This window comes from Stutzerimonas zhaodongensis (genome assembly GCF_003696365.1).
Classification (GTDB): Bacteria; Pseudomonadota; Gammaproteobacteria; order Pseudomonadales; family Pseudomonadaceae; genus Stutzerimonas; species Stutzerimonas zhaodongensis.
Genome location: NZ_RFFM01000002.1, coordinates 740904 through 758415 on the forward strand (window position 1 = coordinate 740904; position 17512 = coordinate 758415).

The following is a 17512-nucleotide window of genomic DNA, read 5'->3' on the forward strand; positions in this document are numbered from 1 at the left end:
CGCATCAAGCGCCACTGCCCGGAGGCGGTTATGACTGATTCGCCTGATATCAATAAGTGCCCAATTTGTGGCGAGCCCAATCAATGCGGCCTGGCAAATCCAGTCACTGCGACGCGGCCCTGCTGGTGCTTCACCGCTGAGATTGCACCAGCAGCCCGCGATCAGATCCCGGACGACGCGCTGAACAAAGCCTGCATCTGCCCACGCTGCGCCCGCGGCGAGTTGCCTGCAAAACCCTGATGCGCCTCGACCGCTTCCTCGCCAACCTGCCCCACTGCAGCCACCGCCAAGCGCGCCTGTTGCTGGCGTCGGGGCGCGCTTCGGTCAATGGCGAGAAGGTCTGCGACGGCACCCATGATGTCCGCATATTCGACCGTATTGAGCTGGATGGCAAGGTCCTGCAAGCAGGCAAGCCCGCGCGCTTCTTTATGCTGAACAAACCGGCCGGCTGCGTCAGCGCTACGGCCGATCCGCAACATCCCACCGTACTGGATCTGCTGAACGAGCCGGACAAGGACGAACTGCACATCGCCGGGCGGCTGGACTTCAACACCACCGGCCTGATGATCATTACCAACGACGGCCTCTGGTCCCGCCGCCTCACCCAACCGGAAAGCCTGCTGGGTAAAACCTACCTCGTCGAAACCGAAGACCCCATCGACCCCATCTGCGTCGACCGCTTCGCCCAAGGCCTCTACTTTCGCTTCGAGAACCTCACCACCCTCCCCGCCGAACTCGAACTGCTCGGCTCACGCCAGGCCCGCCTGACTCTGCATGAAGGCCGCTATCATCAAGTCAAACGCATGTTCGGCCATTTCAACAACAAGGTCACCGCCCTGCACCGCGAACGCATGGGCCCGCTACTGCTCGACCCCACCCTCGCCCCCGGCCAGTACCGCAGCCTGACCCAAGCGGAAATCGCACAGATCTAAACGCATTTATCAGCCTAAACGCCGCACCCGCTTCTCCTCACCCAACCCTTCTGGTACAAAGGCTGCCTACGCGGGCGTCGTATAATGGCATTACCTGAGCTTCCCAAGCTCATGACGAGGGTTCGATTCCCTTCGCCCGCTCCAAATTTAAAAGCCCTGCATTTGCGGGGCTTTTTCGTTTAGGGTTTGGCTTGTTTCTGACGGGGTTGCTGGCAGGCTTGGCGAACAAAAAAGTAAGTCTGTTCCCTTTTTCGGAGTAACGCAGGCCCTGGACATGCAGCGGTGTCCATCGGGCTGCATGTACCAGGGAAGTTCGACTTCTACAACTGACGAAGCATGCTAGACACTACCTAATAGCACTGAATTCAAAGTGCCCCAATTTTCTTTAAGTACTTCTCAAGCTTATTGGCTTCATTGTAAGAATCTGTCCGATCCCATATCTGGTCTATTCGAGCTGCCAGCTTCAAATCTTTACCATGATTTGTCATGTTTGCGACCATCACCAGTTGGTTATAGATGTGGCGCATATCGCCCCCATAGCCCGGCCCCATTGAATGCCACTCACCGTTTTTAGTGAAGTAGACAACGTCATCCACCACGCGGATTGACGCGGCATCTATCTTGTCCATGTCCTCCTTGAACTCATCCTGATCCTGGTTTGGCACCCTCATAAGGCCCGCCTCTCCGTCCGGAGTCTTATCCGCCCAGGTACGGGGCTTCGGGGGGTCCATGTAGGCTTTTATCTTGCCCAGATCATTATAGTCATCCGTCGCCGCGAACACCCGGTCCATCTCCTTCGCGCGCTCCTTGAAGGACTCATTCTTGGGGTCGGCGATATCGTGCAATCCTTTCAGGTAGCGAATGATTTCCGAATTGGTATCGTTGGTATCGGATATTCGTTGTTTAATGCCATCTTTAACAAAAACGACTGATCGCCCATCATCAGATATGGCAATCGTCCCTACATCCACCTTGTCAATATCTTCAATAAAATCACTAGGGGTACCAATCCTGTTGTGATTCACACTGCCACTATCGTTATAGGTAGTTCCAAACGTAGCGGGCTCCTCGCCATATTCCTTCGGGAATTCCTTTATGAGGTGCTCACGAAGCCTCTTAATATCGTTATAGTCATCGTTCTTGTTGTGCAGGTCCGTGACGTCTTTAGCGATGTTTTTATTGATATTTTTACCATCAGGGCGAATCAGATCATGCAACTCGCGTAGGTAAGTATAAATTTCTTTCGCATGACCACCCTTGAGGCTTCCGTGATTGTCCGTGTCCAACATCCACTGTTTGCCGTCTTTGACAAAATAGATAACGCTACTGTCCTCCGGATCCAGCTTTATTGTGTCAACATCAACACGGTCAACATCTCGCTTGAAATCTTTATAAGTTCCGGGCTTGGTGTCATCCTTGCCTAACATGCTGACAAAGTCGTCACTCAAAACACGCCTTAATTCGTTGATCTCGTTGTATCTGTCGGATTCATTGTGCAGGTCTGTAATGCGCTTGATGATCTTCTCGTCCCGCTTGCCTCCCGGATGAGCCAGTTCGTATAGATCTGTCAGATAACCAATTATCTTTGGGTTAAGCCCAGACTCGTTATTGCCTATCACGGGATCTATGATTTGCTTGACCCCGTCCTTGACAAATATAACCCTACCATCGTCCAGCAACTCAATGGACCCGACATCAACGCGATCCACGTCCTCTTTGAAATCCTCAAAAGTACCGATTGTGTAGGCCTTCCCACCCCCAATTTTGTTTCGGTATGATTTGTCATCTCCAAAACGCGGCAAGCCACTATCATCACCGTCACTCTCATGAGTGATTACTACACCGTGTTTATCGTCCCAGTTGTCAAACCAATCATCACTGGGCAGGTGGTCATTATTTCTCAGGTGTTCAGTGAAGTCCTCATACTGTTCCGGCCGGGCGTCCCACACAGGGATGTCAGCCGGAAAAGCTTCGAAGTATGACTCGGATCCATAGTCGTAATAATAGGCATAACGAGCGTTTTGAGTGTAATTAAGCTTATCCCCCCAATCATCTTCGGTGATGCCCAGCGCGCTCCAGTTATTAAACTGCTCGGCCCGCTTGTTAAGCTCTTCTCCCCTCTTTTCCTTGGCAACTTCACGGGCGATTATCCCTGCGATTACTCCAAAACCGACGCCGACGATGCCCAATGCGCCCGAAGCGAGGCTAAGGCCCGCGGCTACTGCGGGGCCTGCCACCAAAGCCGCCAAACTGGTGCCGGCCATTGCTGCGATAGACGCTCCTCCCAGGACTTGCATTGACTTTTCAGCATATTCAAGCGAGGTGCCGCCGTTCTTCAATAGCTTGTCAATTCCCATCGCCCCCAGTGCCAAATCAAGAAAACCGCCTGCTGTATCAGCCACAACACCGACGGGGCCCAGGATGGTTCCCACGAGCTTCAGTTTGCTGGGGATATCCATGACCTTAGGATCAAGCCCCATGTCGCTGAGAGTGGCGTCAAGTCTCGAGTTGAGTAAAGAACGGCTGTTTGGATCCAGGTCGTCGACGGCAGCCTGATCAATTGATGCTGCTCCCGAACCGGCAGCACCAATGCGGCTGTTGCCATCCTCCATCGCCGTATGAAAACTTAAACCTGTTTCGGAATCGACGTTGGACTTGGCGGTAACAAAGCTCACGTCGCCTGACGCAACGTCATCAAACCAGTGTGTAATATCAGCCATATTTACCGTTGACTGAGACCCATCTGACGACACGACTGAACGATAGTCGTCAGCGCTGTACAGGCCTTTGATTGATGCGTTGTCATCGGCCACCTCAGGAGCCGAGCCAGGGAACCGTTTCTCAAACATCTCGCGCAGCTGCGTGTTATCGCCAAACCCAAGCAAGTCCCTCACGCCCGGTTTATTGAATGCCGCACCGAATATATCTAGAGTATTACCAATCACGGCGGGAGACGTCGCAATACTGATCATGAACAAACGCGCGGCCGCCATGCGGTCTTCAACCGTTTCGCCCTTGTTTTTCGAAAGATTGTAGATGGCCGCCGTTGTAGCCAACACCCCGCCTATGGCCGGTATAACCCCGCGACTCATCGCCGCTTGAATAAGCCCAGCCGCACCACGACGCGTACTTAGCCCATCCGGGTTATTCGAACTGAGAACGTCGGACAGTCGCGAGGATATATCTTTCATGTCAAAGAAACCTTTGCCTTTGACTGATTCATACATCGCGTCGCCTAGTATTTTCACCGCAGCCTTATAGCTATCGAGGCTACGTTTGACATCATCGGATAGGTTGCCGCCACCCTGGTTATTCAGGTAGCCCTGAACTGCCCGGTCCGCGAAGGTAATACCAAATAGGGCAGACCAGGTGCTCGATAACCCCAGGGTTACTGTATCCGTGACTGCTGCCTTTAATGATTCGTCGGAATAGCTTCCGTTTTTAACCATGTCAGCGACATCATTAACCATATCGACGTCGACTTCGACCCCGCCTCCCAACTCGCTGGAAAGTTTGCCAAAAACTTTATCCGCCTTGGTTTCATCCAACATTTTTAACGATTTGAAATCATTAGCAAATCGCACATTGGCGGCTGTTGGATCCATGCTTTTCAGCATGTCCTTGTAGTCATCGCTCATCATGCTATTGTAAATTTTATTGGTCAGCCCGTTCTTGTCAGCGATCTTGTCTATGGCACCTTCCATTAGCTGGTCGACGCCTTTTTTTACGCTGTCATTATCGGATAAAGCTGCCAGCTTCTTGTAAATCTCCTCTTCCTTCAATAAGCCGTAGGTGTTGGCGCTATGCATAACGACGCCATCCCTGTCTTTCGTCTCACTCCAATCACCATCTGCTACGGTTATTGCAGGCTTATATGAATACCCTGTTTCCAAGGCGGTCTTTGCCTCAAGCAGCTCATAATATTGACGCCGTGGATCGCTTATATCGAGCTTGCCCCACTCGTCCTTCATCTTGTCCTGAAATAGCTCGCCAACCGTCTTTCCGCCTTCCGTAGTCTTGGCATTCATGAAATCCGTCGCTTCGGAATCCGGAACAGTTACCGTGATGTCGTTATCCGCTCGACGAATATCACTACCAACTACTTTGTTTTCCAGAACAGAATATTTAAAGGGCGTCAGATGCGCCGATACGGCGAAAGTCTTCCCATCGTACTTATAGGTGTAGGTCGTATCGTCGGCTTTGGTGGGTTTAAGATTGCCGAGCGGGGGCAATGCATCATTTTCTTCAACTACGATCCAGTCTTCTTCTTTGGCCTTTGCTCGAAACTCATCGGCTGTTGCGGGCCCCTTGGATTTATCGCCACCTGTCCCACCAGAACCGCTGTTTGAAGGGGCTTCCCCTTTGTCGATTTCCTCGAGGCGATCCTTTTTTTCCGGCGTGTTGTTGGTGACCCGGGATTGGGTCAGGCCGATAATTGTTTCGAAAATCTCCGCCAGCCGAGCCTCGGCCTTAGTATTGTTATTTGCGACTTTCATTCGAATGCCCTCGATGCCAGCATGAAATCGGGACGATACGAGCCAAGCTCGATCAGCCCTCTCAGCGTCGTCGACGGGCCATGATCATCCGATCCGATGCCATTACGGATTTGATCTGGAACAACCTACCAATCACAGTACGTATAGCTGAAACGTTTGCGCATCAGAATTGAAGCGCTGCTTTCATCAACGCTCAACAATCGAGGTGTTTAATTCACAACGCTTCACACCCGGCACCCAGTCCGCGGTATGACGCCTGTTGGACGGGATTACAGTGGATGACGATAACGCTGGCCAATCGATATTTCGGATTAATGAGCGGGATGTCATGCCTATAGCGACATCTGTAATCAATGCAATCTTGGAGGCACAAAGATTGCGACCACACAGCAGGTAGTTGCCAGCGCCATTCGCCACTCAAGCAAGTACACCATCAGAGGCATACTCAGTTGTTGAAGCGCTCGCATAAAGGGGAACAGAAGCGTTCTGGCGAAAGCTATTCCCAAGTCCTACCGACACCCCACCTTCCACAACTGATCCAATCGCGTCGTAAAGCTCTGGCTCATCAACTCCCGCCGCATGCCCCAATCCGGCGCGGTGGGGATTCGACCGGGTCTGAGCGTGTTGCGACCCCACTTGGCGTTGACGGCATCGAGCACGCCCATGACGCGCTCCGCGGCGGCGGGTTGGGTTTCGGTGAAGAGGTCGTCGGTGTATTCGCCGCGTTGGCAGAGGTCCATCAGCAGTATTTCGGCTTTGCTGAAGGCGAAGCCCTCTCGATAGATAAGCTCCAGCCCGGCAATAGCCGCGCGGGTGATGTAGCGGGTGTCGTCGGTGGGGTATGGCAGTTCGCAGACGATGCCTTTGGCGAACCTGGGTTCGTCCGGGTTGAACATACCGGTGCGGATGCTGACGCGTACGCGCTTGCACAACGACTGTTGGGCTCGCAGCTTTTCACAGGCGCGCGCGGCGTAGGTGGCGACGGCTTCGCGAATGGGGGCGAGTTCGCGCAGGCGGTCGCCGAACATGCGTGAACAGCAGATTTCCTGCTTGAGCGGAGTCACGTCTTCCAGTTCGAGGCAGGGCGTGCCGCGCAGTTCGCGGGCGGTTTTTTCAATCACCACACTGAACTGTTTGCGCAGGGTCCAGGCGTCGGCATTGGCCAGGTCCCAGGCACTGCGAATGCCCATGCTGTTGAGGTGTTCGGTCATGCGCCGGCCGACGCCCCATACATCGCTCACGCTCGTGATGCGCAGCACCTTGTCGCGCCGCTCGGGGTCGCGCAGGTCGATTACGCCGCCGGTCTGCTTCATCCAGCGCTTGGCTGAATGGTTGGCCAACTTGGCGAGGGTTTTTGTGCTGGCGATGCCGACGCCAACAGGAATGCCGGTGAAGCGCAGCACGTCGGCACGGATGCGGCGCCCGAGCGACTCCGCATCCGCCACACCGGTCATATCCGCAAAAGCTTCGTCGATGGAGTACACCTCGACGGCCGGCGCGCGCTGTTCGATGACGGTCATCACCCGCTCGCTCATGTCGCCGTACAGTGCGTAGTTGCTGGAAAACACCACGACGCCCCAGCGCTCCAGATCGAGCCGCACCTTGAAGTACGGCGCGCCCATCTTGATGCCCAGCGCCTTAGCCTCTGCCGAGCGGGCGATCACGCAGCCATCGTTATTGGAGAGGACGACGATGGGCGTAGTACGCAAATCTGGCCGGAAGACACGCTCGCAGGCGGCGTAAAACGAGTTGCAGTCGATTAAGGCCAGGGTGCGCTCAATATTTGCCATGGGTGCGCACGCTGAATGGCACGACGCCCCACACGTACAGCTCTTCACTTTCCAGCAGGTAGCGCGGGGGGAACTTGGGGTTGGCCGAGCGCAGGATGATCTGGTCGCCCTGCCGATCGAAAATCTTCACCAGCGGCTCGTTGTTGAGCGCAGCGATGACGATCTCCCCTCTCTCGGCTTCGCGCCCGCGATCGATGATGAGGATGTCCCGATCGAATATGCCCACGTGGATCATGCTGTCGCCGTCGGCTCGCGCCAGGTAGGTATGCGGCGCGCGGATGTTCATCAGCTCATCGAGCGAGAGCGTGCCTTCCATATGATCTTGCGCAGGACTGGGGAAGCCGGCGGGTATGCAGAAGCTGAAAAGCGGCAAGGCAATGGCGGACGGAGCAGCAGGCCCCAGAAAATGAACGGGCATGGTACAGACCTCATAACTGTATACACATACAGTATGGCGATGTCATGGCGCGGTCAATTTGGGCAGACGTATGGAAGCGTCATCCATGCAGACGCTCATATTGGCGGTTCAATTTGGCGAACCGAGGGCCGCGTCGGTCCGCATCCCGCATACGCCAAATCTTCATAGAAGCTCCATATGGTCGATGCACAGGCCATGGCATCAACGCTACGGCCGCCTGGCTTATCTAGGAAGCCCTATGTCCGCGCCAACCGCTCAGTTGCAATACCGGCCACGCCTGGCTGACCTGCGTCGACTCGCCCAGCCGGGTTCGCTGGAAAACCACGCACTCGAACGTGGGCTACCGCGAACCACACCGGCCGAGGCCCTGACCGATCGGGAGGGGTATCGGGACGATTTTCTCGGGGACTTCCGCGTGCCCTGGCCGCAGCTGGACGAGCTCTTCCGCGCCGACCTGCTACCGGTTCCAGGCAGCGCGCTGAATCGGCTCGACTACACGCACTTTTCGATTGCCATGTCCAAGAGCCGCCGCCTGGCCCTGTTCGTCGGTGTGAACATCATGGGCGAATCGCTGGTGGAGGTTGCTCGGGGCAGGGATCGCTGGAGTTACGACGGGCGCATTCCGGCTGAAGCTCAGATCGGTGAATCTCTATACGCAGACAACCTGCTCGATCGTGGTCATCTCGTGCGTCGCCAGGACCCGAATTGGGGACCCAACGCCGAGCAGGCCAACGCTGACACTTTTCACTTCACCAACTGTTCGCCGCAGATGGCTGGTTTCAACCAGAAGAACTGGCTGGACCTGGAGAACTACCTGCTCGACAACACACGCCGCTGGCAAGCGCGTGCCACGGTGTTCAGCGGGCCCGTGTTCAGCGATGCCGATCGGCACTACCGGGGCGTTCCGATCCCCAGCGCCTTCTGGAAGGTCGTCGCATTTGTCGGTGACGACGGAAAGCCTTCGGCCACTGCTTATGTCATCAGCCAGGAAGGCGAGCTCGACCGCCTGAGCGTACTGTTCGGCAGGTTTCGGACTTATCAGCGGAGCGTGCTTGAGGTCGAGCGGCTCACCGGCATCAATTTCGGCGGCCTAGCTGATTACGATGGATTTTCCAACGAAGAGCGCGCAACCGGCACTCGGATACAAGCTGAAATCCGGGAGATGGGTGACATCCGCGTTTAAATAGCGCAAACGTGCCCAATTCAGGGCGCACTCAGGTGATGCGAATCAGACAAGACCCTGCGTGAGCAGGGCCTTGCATCCGGGCTCAAGCGGAATCAGCTACCAGGGCAGGCCGGCAGCGCTGCACGATTCTGAGTGCCATCGTTACGTGTGAACTGGCAGCCGTAGGCGGGATTTGCGACGGCTTTGGCGTCGAGTACCCGATCGCCCGCCGGCTTGATGCCTTGTTGCTCCCATTGCAGCATCGCCGCCATCGCTTCGACCTGTTCCTGATAGGTGAAATCGCAGTGGCTGGGCGCACGTATGGCTCGCTGCACCAGCAGGTCGCCGTTGCCATTGGCTTCGGCGTTGCGGCGGTAGATCTGCTGATGCTTGAACGGCACGTACAGGTCGCCCAGCGTGTGGATGCTGACCACCGGAACGTTGAACTGGCCGTTCACGACCGGAATCCAGCGCAGGCCGTCCGGGCGGATGCTATTGGCTGGCGGATGGCCGACTACGCGGATGATCGAGTCGTTGAACTCGCGTTCCTCGCGGGACATCGCCTTGTTCGTATCGAACTGATAGCGCGTGGCAAGGTTGCCGGTCAGCGAGTCGGCCAGGATGCCATTCACCGAACCGTCTTGACCGCCCGTACCCAGTACGACGCTTTGCAGGCTGGTACGGAAGCCTTCGGCAAAGATCGGGCGTTCGCCACCGCTGAGATCACGCACGATGCCTTCGAGCTTCTCGCCCTGGGCCGATGGAGCGGTCGGGTACGTATCCCACAGCGTCCCTATGATCTGCGGCAACTTGGCCTGGAAATCGGTCGCCGGGAAGGTGGTCGGCCCCTGGCCTGCAAGGTGCTGGGCGGCCAGGGTGAAGTTCATCAGGTATTCGAATTGATAGACGTCACCCGTGACGCCGCACATCGGCACCGAGCCGTTGTAGCGCACCGGGTTGTTCGCGGTGGCATAGGTTTCAGCCTCCACCGCAGCGGCCGCGACATGGCCGCCCATGGAGTGGCCGGTGATGTAGGTCTTGGAGGGCTCGGCCTTGCCGGTCAGGCTGCTGAAGGCCAGCGCCAGCGCGTTGGTGTCTTCCACTCCGGCCCGCACATCGTAGAAGTTCTTGCTGTAGCTGGACGCGGCCCAGGCGTAGCCCTGCTGCAGCAACCAAGGGCGAATCGCTGGCGGGCTCACGGTCAGCTCCGGCCCCGTGCCTCGATAGCCGTGGGCGTACATGACGAGCATGCCGTTCCAGTTAGGCGGCACTTCGATCTGATATGAAGACCCCTCGTAGACGCCCGTCCAGCGCTCACTGGGCAGGCCCGGAAATGGCGCCAGGGGCGATACAACGGGGAAGAAGGTGCGCGAATCCTGCTCGCGCGCTTCGCTGTTGGATACTGGTGGCTTGATCGGCTTGGGACGTGCCTGGACATCGGCGGCTATTCCGATCGTACCGACCAGCATCACACCGGCGACGGCACGCGCACAGGCTGAAGCCAACTTGCTTGAGAGCATGGATGTTTCCTCGGTTGTTTATTGTTTTTGTTCTTTGCAGGGCGAGCTTTGCCGGGCTTGCCAAGCGCAAGCGGTACACGCACTTCGACTAACCGTGGCAGAAAGCTTGGACCTGTCAAATGGCCCAACGGCTCGGGAGATGAGCGGCAGTATGGTCTTGGAAATATGACGACTGGGGTGTCGCTTATGCCAGCCCTGTTCGCGGCGATGATCGGTAGCGGCGCGAAGCTTCTGGAACGGCTTCAGCGTGGGATGCGGGTAGCGAGGAAAGCAACTGAGTGGCGGCTGCCACCCAGTTCGGTTGGGCTACGGCAGTATCAGCAGTTGCCCTTCTTGGCCTGGCCAGGCGGGCAATGCTTGCCGCCATGACCGCCACCGTCGCCTACATCGATGCCGATGCCCGGCAAGCGCAGGCTGCAGCCAGTCATCAACAGAGCCGCCAGCAAGACGGCTACGGCACGAATCGTCACAGATTGCGCTTTCATTGGAATACTCCTGAATTTCCTAGCGGGAGGCGCGGAAGGTCCGGCACCTGACCAGCAGTATCCGCCGCGGCGAAGCGTAACGACAGCGGATTTCATGCATGAAGCCAAGCGCCGGGATCGTCGCCGCTGTGACGATGATCCGGCGCAAGGTCAGCTGGCGCGGCGCGATCAGCCAGCGCGGTATTCAGCGTCGGCCGCTTCGAAGCGACGCTGGATGGTGGTTGCCGGCTCTTTACCCATCAGGCTGACGACGTAGATGGCGATGCTGGCGAAGATGAAGCCCGGAATGATTTCGTACAGCCCAAGGCCGATGAACTCCTTCCAGACCACCACGGTGATCGCACCGACCAGCATGCCGACCAGCGCGCCGTTACGCGTCATGCGCTTCCAGACCAGCGAAATCAGCACTACCGGGCCAAAGGCCGCACCAAAGCCTGCCCAGGCGTAGGACACCAGACCCAGCACCTTGCTCTGTGGATTGGATGCAATGCCGATGGCGATTAGGGCAATCAGCAGAACCATGCCACGGCCAACCCAGACCAGCTCGGTCTGCGAAGCATTCTTGCGCAGCATGGCCTTGTAGAAGTCCTGCGTGAGGGCGCTGGAGCTGACCAGCAGCTGGGCGCTGAGCGTACTCATCACCGCAGCCAGTACGCCGGAAAGGATGATGCCGGCGACCCAGGGGTTGAACAGAATCTTCACCAGCTCCATGAACACGCGCTCGCCATTTTCGGTGACCGCGCCTGCGCGCCCGGGGTTGTCGGCAAAGTAGGCGATGCCGAGGAAGCCCACGGCCACTGCGCCGGCCAGGGTCAGGATCATCCAGGCCATGCCGATACGACGGGCGTTGGGGATCGTCTTCACCGAATCGGCGGCCATGAAGCGCACCAGGATGTGCGGCTGGCCGAAGTAGCCGAGGCCCCAGCCGAGCAGGGAAATGATGGCGATGAAGGACAGGCCCTTGAACATGTCGAAGTTCGACGGATCCTGCGCGGCGATGGTGTCCATCGCGGTGCCCATGTCGCCCAGCGCGAGGATCACGAACACGGGGGTGATCAGCAGCGCGAAGATCATCAGCGTGGCCTGCACGGTGTCGGTCCAGCTCACAGCCAGGAAGCCGCCGATGAATACGTAGAGAATGGTTGCGGCTGCGCCAACCCACAGCGCCGTGCCGTACTCCATGCCGAAAGTGGACTCGAACAACCGCGCGCCCGCTACCACACCGGAGGCGCAATAGATGGTGAAGAACACCAGGATCACCAGCGCCGAGAAGATGCGCAGCAGGCGGCTGGTGTCTTCGAAGCGGTGGGAGAAGTAGTCCGGCAGGGTCAGCGCGTTATGGTTGTGCTCGGTGTGCACACGCAGCCGCCCAGCGACGAAGATCCAATTGAGCCAGGCGCCAGCGATGAGGCCGATGGCGATCCAGCTTTCCGACAGACCTGCCACGAAGATGGCGCCCGGCAAGCCCATCAGCAGCCAGCCGCTCATGTCGGACGCGCCCGCCGACAATGCGGTAACGAAACTGCCGAGGCTGCGGCCGCCGAGGATGTAGTCGTCGAAGTTCTTGGTGGCGCGGTAGGCGGTGAAACCGATAATGATCATCGCCGCGATGTAGATCACGAAGGTGATCAGGGTGGGGGTACTCACATTCATTGGTTTTGTTTTCCTTGTGCTGCGGGGACCTGGCCCCCGCCTCCACTGACGAAACGCAAACGCTTGTGGCGCAGCGTTGGCAACGGATGGGTCGGGTTAGGCGCGAAAGAATAGCGTCTGGATTGGCTCCGCGCTCGTGACCGGAGGGTTTTGCCGGAAAAAAGTACCCAAACGCTTTTGGTCCGCTGACACACGACGAGATGGCGAGCTGACCGCCGCTAGGGGAACGCTTATTGATCGATAACCTGTCCGCGCATTGGCGCCAGGCGCGCCAGCAAGCGGTTCTGGGTCGGGATCGGCACTGCCTCGGCCGTCATCGAGGCCTGGAGGTTTTCCACCAACGCGTTGAAGTCGGATGGGGTAAGCGCCAGGCCCTTGTGACTCTCCTCCATGCTGTCGCCGGTATAAACACAGGGACCGCCCGCCTCGGCGCAGAACTTCTCGATGAGTTTGTCCCGTACCCGCTGGATGTCGACGCTCTGGAAGTGATCGACGATGCGTGGATCTCCGGCAATGCGCAGCAGCATGCCTTCGACGATACGGGTGATGCCGGGCTCACCGCCCAGCTGCCCGTACAGACTGTCGCTCCGGAGCGGCTGCTGAGTGCAGGCAGCCGACAGCAGACAAGCCAACAGACAACCCAGCCCAATCAGACCACGCATCAGAAGCTCCCCTGGACGGACAGGTAGGCGCCGTCCTGGTTGTCCAGGGTGGCGATTTCTCCGAGCCGAGCATAGGCCAGTACCACTGCGAGGCGCTTGTTGGGAAAGTAGCCGAGAAACAGGTCGGCCCAGTCGCTTTCGCCCGCGAAGGACAGATTGTCCGGCTTTTCGCGGTACTCGATGCCCAGCGCCCAGTGAGGGTTGAACAGCACCGCCGCAGAGCCTTCCTTGAGCAGGCTGCGGGTGTCTCGCCGGTCACCGCCAAAACCGAGCAGGCCGAGTTCATTGGCACGGCTGTAACGCCCCCCCCCATTGAGTAGCAGGTTGTAACCAAAGGCGCCGCCGAGGATCAGCCGGCTGCCGGTGAGATAGGCCTCGGTGTCTTCGTCACGCTGCGCGCCCACCAGAGACGGGATCAGAAAATCCTTTTGCCGCTTGTGCTGCAGGCCCAGCGAGACCTGCGGCAGGCGGTCGTAGATCAGGTCGCCGAACAACCGCACCTTGATGCCAAAGATGTCCTGGCTAAGGCTGTTTTCCGGCAAAGACAGGTCGCGGGCGAGCGTCCCGAGGTCGAATCGCTGTCGAGCGAATGACAGCTCCACCCTATTGTCGTAAGCGAACGCCACGCCGCCGACATCCAGCCGGTAATCACCGGTCTCCACGCGAGTGGCGAAGACATCGCCACCCCACTCGCCGCGCTCGCCATAACCAGCGAGGACGGCCCAGGGAGTGATGCCACCTCCGGCAGTACCCTCGATGCTGGTTGCGCCACCAGTGGCCAGCAAACGGCCTGCATCAGCGTGGGCCAGCAGTGGCGCGCAGCAGGCTGCCAGCAACAGCGCTCGTAGTCGTGTCATGAGTGCTCCTTGCGGGGCCGCGCGGCCAGGTGCGGCTGTTGCTTTAGCCAGGTTTCGAACGCATCGGCCGGCAAGGGTCGGCTGAAGAAATAGCCCTGCAGGGTGTCGCAGCCCCAGCCGCGCAGCAGATCGCGGGTTTCGCCATGCTCGACGCCCTCGGCCACGACTTTCAGACCCAGGGCGTGGCTCATATCGATGGTCGAGCGAACGATCACCGCATCGCCGCAGGTGTCGTCCAGCTCACGGATGAATGACTGGTCGATCTTCAGCTCCTGCACCGGCATGCGACGCAGCTGGGCGAGGGAGGAATAGCCGGTGCCGAAATCGTCTACCGACAGCCGAATGCCCAGCGCGCGCAACCGGTGCAGCATCGCCAGGGCGCGCTCCGGTTCGCGCATCATGGCGCTTTCGGTAATCTCGAAGACCAGCTGCTCGCCGGGGATTACATAGCGCTGCAGCAGCTCGGCCACACGCTGGTCCAGAGTCATGCTGGCCAGATCTTCGGCGGATATATTCAATGACACTTCCATATACAGCCCCCGTCCGTTCCAGACATGGAGCTGACGCAGCACCGCCTCGATGACCCAGGCTGTCAGCAACTGGATGCTGCCGGTGCGCTCGGCCAGCGGAATGAACTCGCCGGGCGACACTACCCCGTACACCGGGTGATTCCAGCGCAGCAACGCCTCGGCCTGATAGACCCGCCCCTGTTCGAGATCCACCTTGGGCTGGAAATGCAGGAGCAGCCCGCCGACCTGGGCAGCGCGGCGCAGGTCGCGTATCAGGGTGATCTGCCGCTGGTGGGCATCGTCGCGCCCGTGCTGGTAGAGCTGTAAACCGTCGGGCAATTGCGCGGCGTCCTGCATGGCGATGCGGGCGCGACGCAACAGCTCGTCGACACTGCCTGCATCGTCCGGATAACCGGCCACCCCGATGTGCGCCTCGATGCGCATTTCAAGCTCGGCGACGCGCACCGGTAGTGCCAATGCCTGCTGCACCGCAACGGCAGCGCTGAAAGCATTGTCAGCCGAGGTGTCGCTGACGATCAGCAGGAATTCGTCGGACAGCATACGTGCCAGGTGATCTCCCGGCTGCAAACCTGCCTGCAGGCGTTGGGTAAGCTCGCGCAGCGCCTGATCGACGCCTTCGGAACCGCCGCTATCCTGCACGGCATCGAGGTTGCCGATGCCGATGTGCAACACCGCCGTGATCCGGCGAGCCTCAACGGCGCTGGCCAGCAATTCAGCGGCCAATGAGCGATTGGGCAGGCCTGTTACATCGTCGTGCAGCATGTTGTGTGCGATCAGATGCTCGCGTTCGGCGATGCCGCGCTGCATCTGGTTCAGCGCCTTGGCCAGGCTCCCGAGTTCATCTTCGCGGTCCAGCTCGATGGGCGTGTGGTAATCACCACGACCGACTCGGTCTGCCGCCCGGGCCAGCGCGTTGACCGGCTCCGACAGGCTACGCGCCAGCAGCAGTGCGCCGATAAGGGAGGCGATCAGACCGGCCAGTGCGATCAGCAGAATTCTGGAATCCAGTTGGTGGAACGCGGCCAACGCTTCGTCCAGCGAGCTGTGTACAAGCGCAATGACGCTATAGCCTGCACCTTGAGACAATTCCACATCTTCATTCAGGTAGCGCTCCCCGCCGAGCGTCAGCGCTTCGATGCCGTTGGCGTGGACATGCCGGCTCCAGCCATCGATCAGCTCAGAATGGGTGCGAGGTTCCAGCGTGGTGGCCAACGTGGCGCCGCCCTCCTCCTTTGTCAGAAAGGAAACGTCCAGGCCGGTCAATTGCTTGAGTTCCCGCGCAAGCGCCTCGTCCATGGCGAAACCCATCACTACCCGAGCGATCGGCAATGGCGCGCGGACTTCAGCCTCGACCAGCAGATGCGCCTGGTTATCGAGCACCACGACCAGCAGCCTATGCTCCTGCCCGCGTGCGTCGCGCAGCTCGGTCGCGTAACGGAAGCTGTCGCCCGACACGGCATTGGACAGGCTCGAGGCCAGCACCCTGCCATCCAGGCCGATCAGCATGGCCTCGCTGGCATTGATACGCGCGGCCTGATTGGCCATTGCCGATTGCAGAGTCGGAGTATCGCCGGTGGCCACCGCTTCCTTGAAACCGAAATCGGCAGCCAGCACCTGCACGCCGTCGCGCAATTGCCGGCCGCGGATGTCGATCAGCCGTTCGAACACCCGCAGGCCGGATTCAAGCCGTTCAGCTGCCTGCCTGCTCACGGCCGACTCGGTTACCAGCCGTACGGAGAAATACAGCGCGGCGATCACCACCAACAGGAAAGCGGCAAGTATCCACGATAGACGCGCGTGGAAACTAAGGCTGCGGCGCGTCACGGGTCGCCTTCCTGAACGCTTCGGCGAAAGGAGTAGGTTCTGGCGCCGAGGGCTGAAGCGCGGCGGTTACCGCGACCGGCAGGTTCAGCTCGATCGGCGCTGCACCCATTTGCAACGTCCCAGCGCTGATGGGCCGCATATCAACCAGCGCCGGGTGCCAGAGCGTCGACGGATACTGGCCGGCAGGCACGTTCAGCTGGATTCGGCCCTGCTCGTCACTGACGGCGAACCAGGGGTCATCGGTGACGTACACATAGCCAAGCATCCAGTCGTGGATGTTGCAGCCCAGCACCACCAGACCCGGCTGATCGAAGGTCACCGGCGCACTGGGGGTGCCTTCATAGAGCCGCAGCTCGAAGCGTTTGGCGGATGAAAAGGAATAGACCTGATGACGAATGCCATCATGGTTGGGGAAGCTCACTGCCGTACCCGTCGCAACCGCAAGTACAGCTGGCGAGAACTGCTTGTCGATCTGATCCATCACCGCAAGGCCGACGGCGTTTCCGGCCGGACTGCCAGCGAGGCTGAGGACGGCACCCGCGACCGGCTGCCCCTGAGAATCGAAGATTTGCACACTAACCGGCCGAGCCTGCAAGGGCGCAGAAAGTGCAAAAAGCATGAGAAAACAACTGAACCGCAGAACGCTCATGACCATACCCCGACTCCGTCTTTGCGAGCACCGTGGACTGCAGCCTTTCCCTGGCAACCTTTTGGCCTGCCCAGGCTAGCCTATTGCCATCACTTGATCAGCAAAATAATTGCAACTTGATCCATCGATCCGACCGACGAGGCCCGATCACTGAAGCTCTACCTAAACAGATCGCACGTGCGACTGTCTGATGCGTAACGGCCGCACCAGCAATTGCGGCTCCATCGCAACCCGAGGAGATCCGCCATGACAGTCAATATCGATACCGCCACCGGCACTTGTTCCACCACACTCGAAGGCGCGACCCATCGCAGCGCGATCACGGATGTCCGAGTCAGCACCGATCCCGCAGCCCGCATGTCAATGGCCCACATCGCTGGCCACAGTGTTCACGTAACCGAAGACATGGCCGAGCATCTGATCGCCGCTGGCGCCAAGGACGACCGTGAGAACCTTGTTGTCGACGACTGAATAAGCCGCATGAGCCAGAACCGACCGACGGTCGGCGATTAGAAAAAACAAAACCCCGCT

General features: G+C 58.8%; 14 protein-coding genes and 1 tRNA gene. 5 read left to right on the plus strand and 10 right to left on the minus strand.

The genetic code is table 11. From position 1 onward, the window contains the following. The first annotated feature begins 30 nt into the window (after positions 1 to 30). The 3 genes from EA797_RS11835 (at position 31) to EA797_RS11845 (ending at position 1076) form a co-directional block, all read left to right on the plus strand. Positions 31 to 240: a cysteine-rich CWC family protein gene (locus EA797_RS11835; RefSeq protein ID WP_122165382.1), complete on the plus strand. Its 210-nt coding sequence runs from the start codon at positions 31 to 33 to the stop codon at positions 238 to 240. Then, the gene (locus tag EA797_RS11840) at positions 240 to 932 is read left to right on the plus strand and encodes a pseudouridine synthase (protein ID WP_122165383.1); all 693 of its coding nucleotides are present in this window, start codon (positions 240 to 242) and stop codon (positions 930 to 932) included. The genes EA797_RS11835 and EA797_RS11840 overlap by 1 nt, the downstream gene beginning before the upstream one ends. Positions 933 to 1002: 70 nt before the next feature. Continuing rightward, positions 1003 to 1076: transfer RNA gene (locus EA797_RS11845), tRNA-Gly, on the plus strand. A gap of 221 nt (positions 1077 to 1297) precedes the next feature. On the opposite strand, the gene EA797_RS11850 is transcribed toward EA797_RS11845, so the two are convergent. The 3 genes from EA797_RS11850 to EA797_RS11860 all read right to left on the minus strand — a co-directional run bounded on the left by EA797_RS11850 (position 1298) and on the right by EA797_RS11860 (position 7636). Beyond that, positions 1298 to 5428: a hypothetical protein gene (locus tag EA797_RS11850; RefSeq protein WP_122165384.1), complete on the minus strand. Its 4131-nt coding sequence runs from the start codon at positions 5426 to 5428 to the stop codon at positions 1298 to 1300. Positions 5429 to 5937: 509 nt separating this feature from the next. Then, positions 5938 to 7218: a Y-family DNA polymerase gene (locus EA797_RS11855; protein ID WP_122165385.1), complete on the minus strand. Its 1281-nt coding sequence runs from the start codon at positions 7216 to 7218 to the stop codon at positions 5938 to 5940. Then, complete coding sequence (locus tag EA797_RS11860; protein ID WP_122165386.1) at positions 7205 to 7636, minus strand: LexA family protein; 432 nt, start codon at positions 7634 to 7636, stop codon at positions 7205 to 7207. Before EA797_RS11860 ends, EA797_RS11855 begins: the two co-directional genes overlap by 14 nt. 238 nt (positions 7637 to 7874) lie before the next feature. On the opposite strand from EA797_RS11860, the gene EA797_RS11865 reads away from it, so the two are divergent. After that, positions 7875 to 8819 (plus strand): DNA/RNA non-specific endonuclease, encoded by a 945-nt coding sequence (locus EA797_RS11865; RefSeq protein WP_122165387.1) that lies wholly within the window; start codon positions 7875 to 7877, stop codon positions 8817 to 8819. Positions 8820 to 8914: 95 nt separating this feature from the next. Here the strand turns inward: EA797_RS11865 and EA797_RS11870 are convergent, their stop codons facing one another. The 7 genes from EA797_RS11870 to EA797_RS11895 all read right to left on the minus strand — a co-directional run bounded on the left by EA797_RS11870 (position 8915) and on the right by EA797_RS11895 (position 16987). Then, positions 8915 to 10321 (minus strand): alpha/beta hydrolase, encoded by a 1407-nt coding sequence (locus EA797_RS11870; protein WP_122165388.1) that lies wholly within the window; start codon positions 10319 to 10321, stop codon positions 8915 to 8917. 317 nt (positions 10322 to 10638) lie between these two features. Then, positions 10639 to 10806 carry a hypothetical protein gene (locus EA797_RS21830; protein ID WP_167468806.1) on the minus strand — a complete coding sequence of 56 codons (168 nt, stop codon included), beginning with the start codon at positions 10804 to 10806 and terminating at the stop codon, positions 10639 to 10641. A gap of 168 nt (positions 10807 to 10974) precedes the next feature. Beyond that, positions 10975 to 12459, minus strand: coding sequence for a sodium/proline symporter PutP (putP, locus tag EA797_RS11875; protein ID WP_122165389.1), 1485 nt, complete (start codon positions 12457 to 12459; stop codon positions 10975 to 10977). 230 nt (positions 12460 to 12689) lie between these two features. After that, a complete protein-coding gene (locus EA797_RS11880) occupies positions 12690 to 13121 on the minus strand; it encodes a group I truncated hemoglobin (RefSeq protein ID WP_122165390.1) in 432 nt (143 codons plus the stop codon). Next, the gene (locus tag EA797_RS11885) at positions 13121 to 13978 is read right to left on the minus strand and encodes a DUF3034 family protein (protein WP_122165391.1); all 858 of its coding nucleotides are present in this window, start codon (positions 13976 to 13978) and stop codon (positions 13121 to 13123) included. The genes EA797_RS11880 and EA797_RS11885 overlap by 1 nt, the downstream gene beginning before the upstream one ends. Then, positions 13975 to 16332 (minus strand): putative bifunctional diguanylate cyclase/phosphodiesterase, encoded by a 2358-nt coding sequence (locus tag EA797_RS11890; protein WP_122165393.1) that lies wholly within the window; start codon positions 16330 to 16332, stop codon positions 13975 to 13977. The genes EA797_RS11885 and EA797_RS11890 overlap by 4 nt, the downstream gene beginning before the upstream one ends. After that, positions 16313 to 16987: a methylamine utilization protein gene (locus EA797_RS11895; RefSeq protein ID WP_425275568.1), complete on the minus strand. Its 675-nt coding sequence runs from the start codon at positions 16985 to 16987 to the stop codon at positions 16313 to 16315. Before EA797_RS11895 ends, EA797_RS11890 begins: the two co-directional genes overlap by 20 nt. Before the next feature lie 240 nt (positions 16988 to 17227). On the opposite strand from EA797_RS11895, the gene EA797_RS11900 reads away from it, so the two are divergent. Continuing rightward, positions 17228 to 17452, plus strand: coding sequence for a DUF3203 family protein (locus EA797_RS11900; RefSeq protein WP_122165395.1), 225 nt, complete (start codon positions 17228 to 17230; stop codon positions 17450 to 17452). The last annotated feature ends 60 nt before the right edge of the window (positions 17453 to 17512 follow it).

Bases quoted from the DNA above. Each gene is read 5' to 3' on its own strand.
- EA797_RS11900 (WP_122165395.1), top strand. From the start codon at position 17,228: ATGACAGTCAATATCGATACCGCCACCGGCACTTGTTCCACCACACTC.
- EA797_RS21830 (WP_167468806.1), bottom strand. From the start codon at position 10,806: ATGAAAGCGCAATCTGTGACGATTCGTGCCGTAGCCGTCTTGCTGGCG.
- EA797_RS11865 (WP_122165387.1), top strand. From the start codon at position 7,875: ATGTCCGCGCCAACCGCTCAGTTGCAATACCGGCCACGCCTGGCTGAC.
- EA797_RS11870 (WP_122165388.1), bottom strand. From the start codon at position 10,321: ATGCTCTCAAGCAAGTTGGCTTCAGCCTGTGCGCGTGCCGTCGCCGGT.
- EA797_RS11855 (WP_122165385.1), bottom strand. From the start codon at position 7,218: ATGGCAAATATTGAGCGCACCCTGGCCTTAATCGACTGCAACTCGTTT.
- EA797_RS11885 (WP_122165391.1), bottom strand. From the start codon at position 13,978: ATGACACGACTACGAGCGCTGTTGCTGGCAGCCTGCTGCGCGCCACTG.
- EA797_RS11850 (WP_122165384.1), bottom strand. From the start codon at position 5,428: ATGAAAGTCGCAAATAACAATACTAAGGCCGAGGCTCGGCTGGCGGAG.
- EA797_RS11860 (WP_122165386.1), bottom strand. From the start codon at position 7,636: ATGCCCGTTCATTTTCTGGGGCCTGCTGCTCCGTCCGCCATTGCCTTG.
- EA797_RS11895 (WP_425275568.1), bottom strand. From the start codon at position 16,987: ATGGTCATGAGCGTTCTGCGGTTCAGTTGTTTTCTCATGCTTTTTGCA.
- EA797_RS11835 (WP_122165382.1), top strand. From the start codon at position 31: ATGACTGATTCGCCTGATATCAATAAGTGCCCAATTTGTGGCGAGCCC.
- EA797_RS11880 (WP_122165390.1), bottom strand. From the start codon at position 13,121: ATGCGTGGTCTGATTGGGCTGGGTTGTCTGTTGGCTTGTCTGCTGTCG.
- putP (WP_122165389.1), bottom strand. From the start codon at position 12,459: ATGAATGTGAGTACCCCCACCCTGATCACCTTCGTGATCTACATCGCG.
- EA797_RS11840 (WP_122165383.1), top strand. From the start codon at position 240: ATGCGCCTCGACCGCTTCCTCGCCAACCTGCCCCACTGCAGCCACCGC.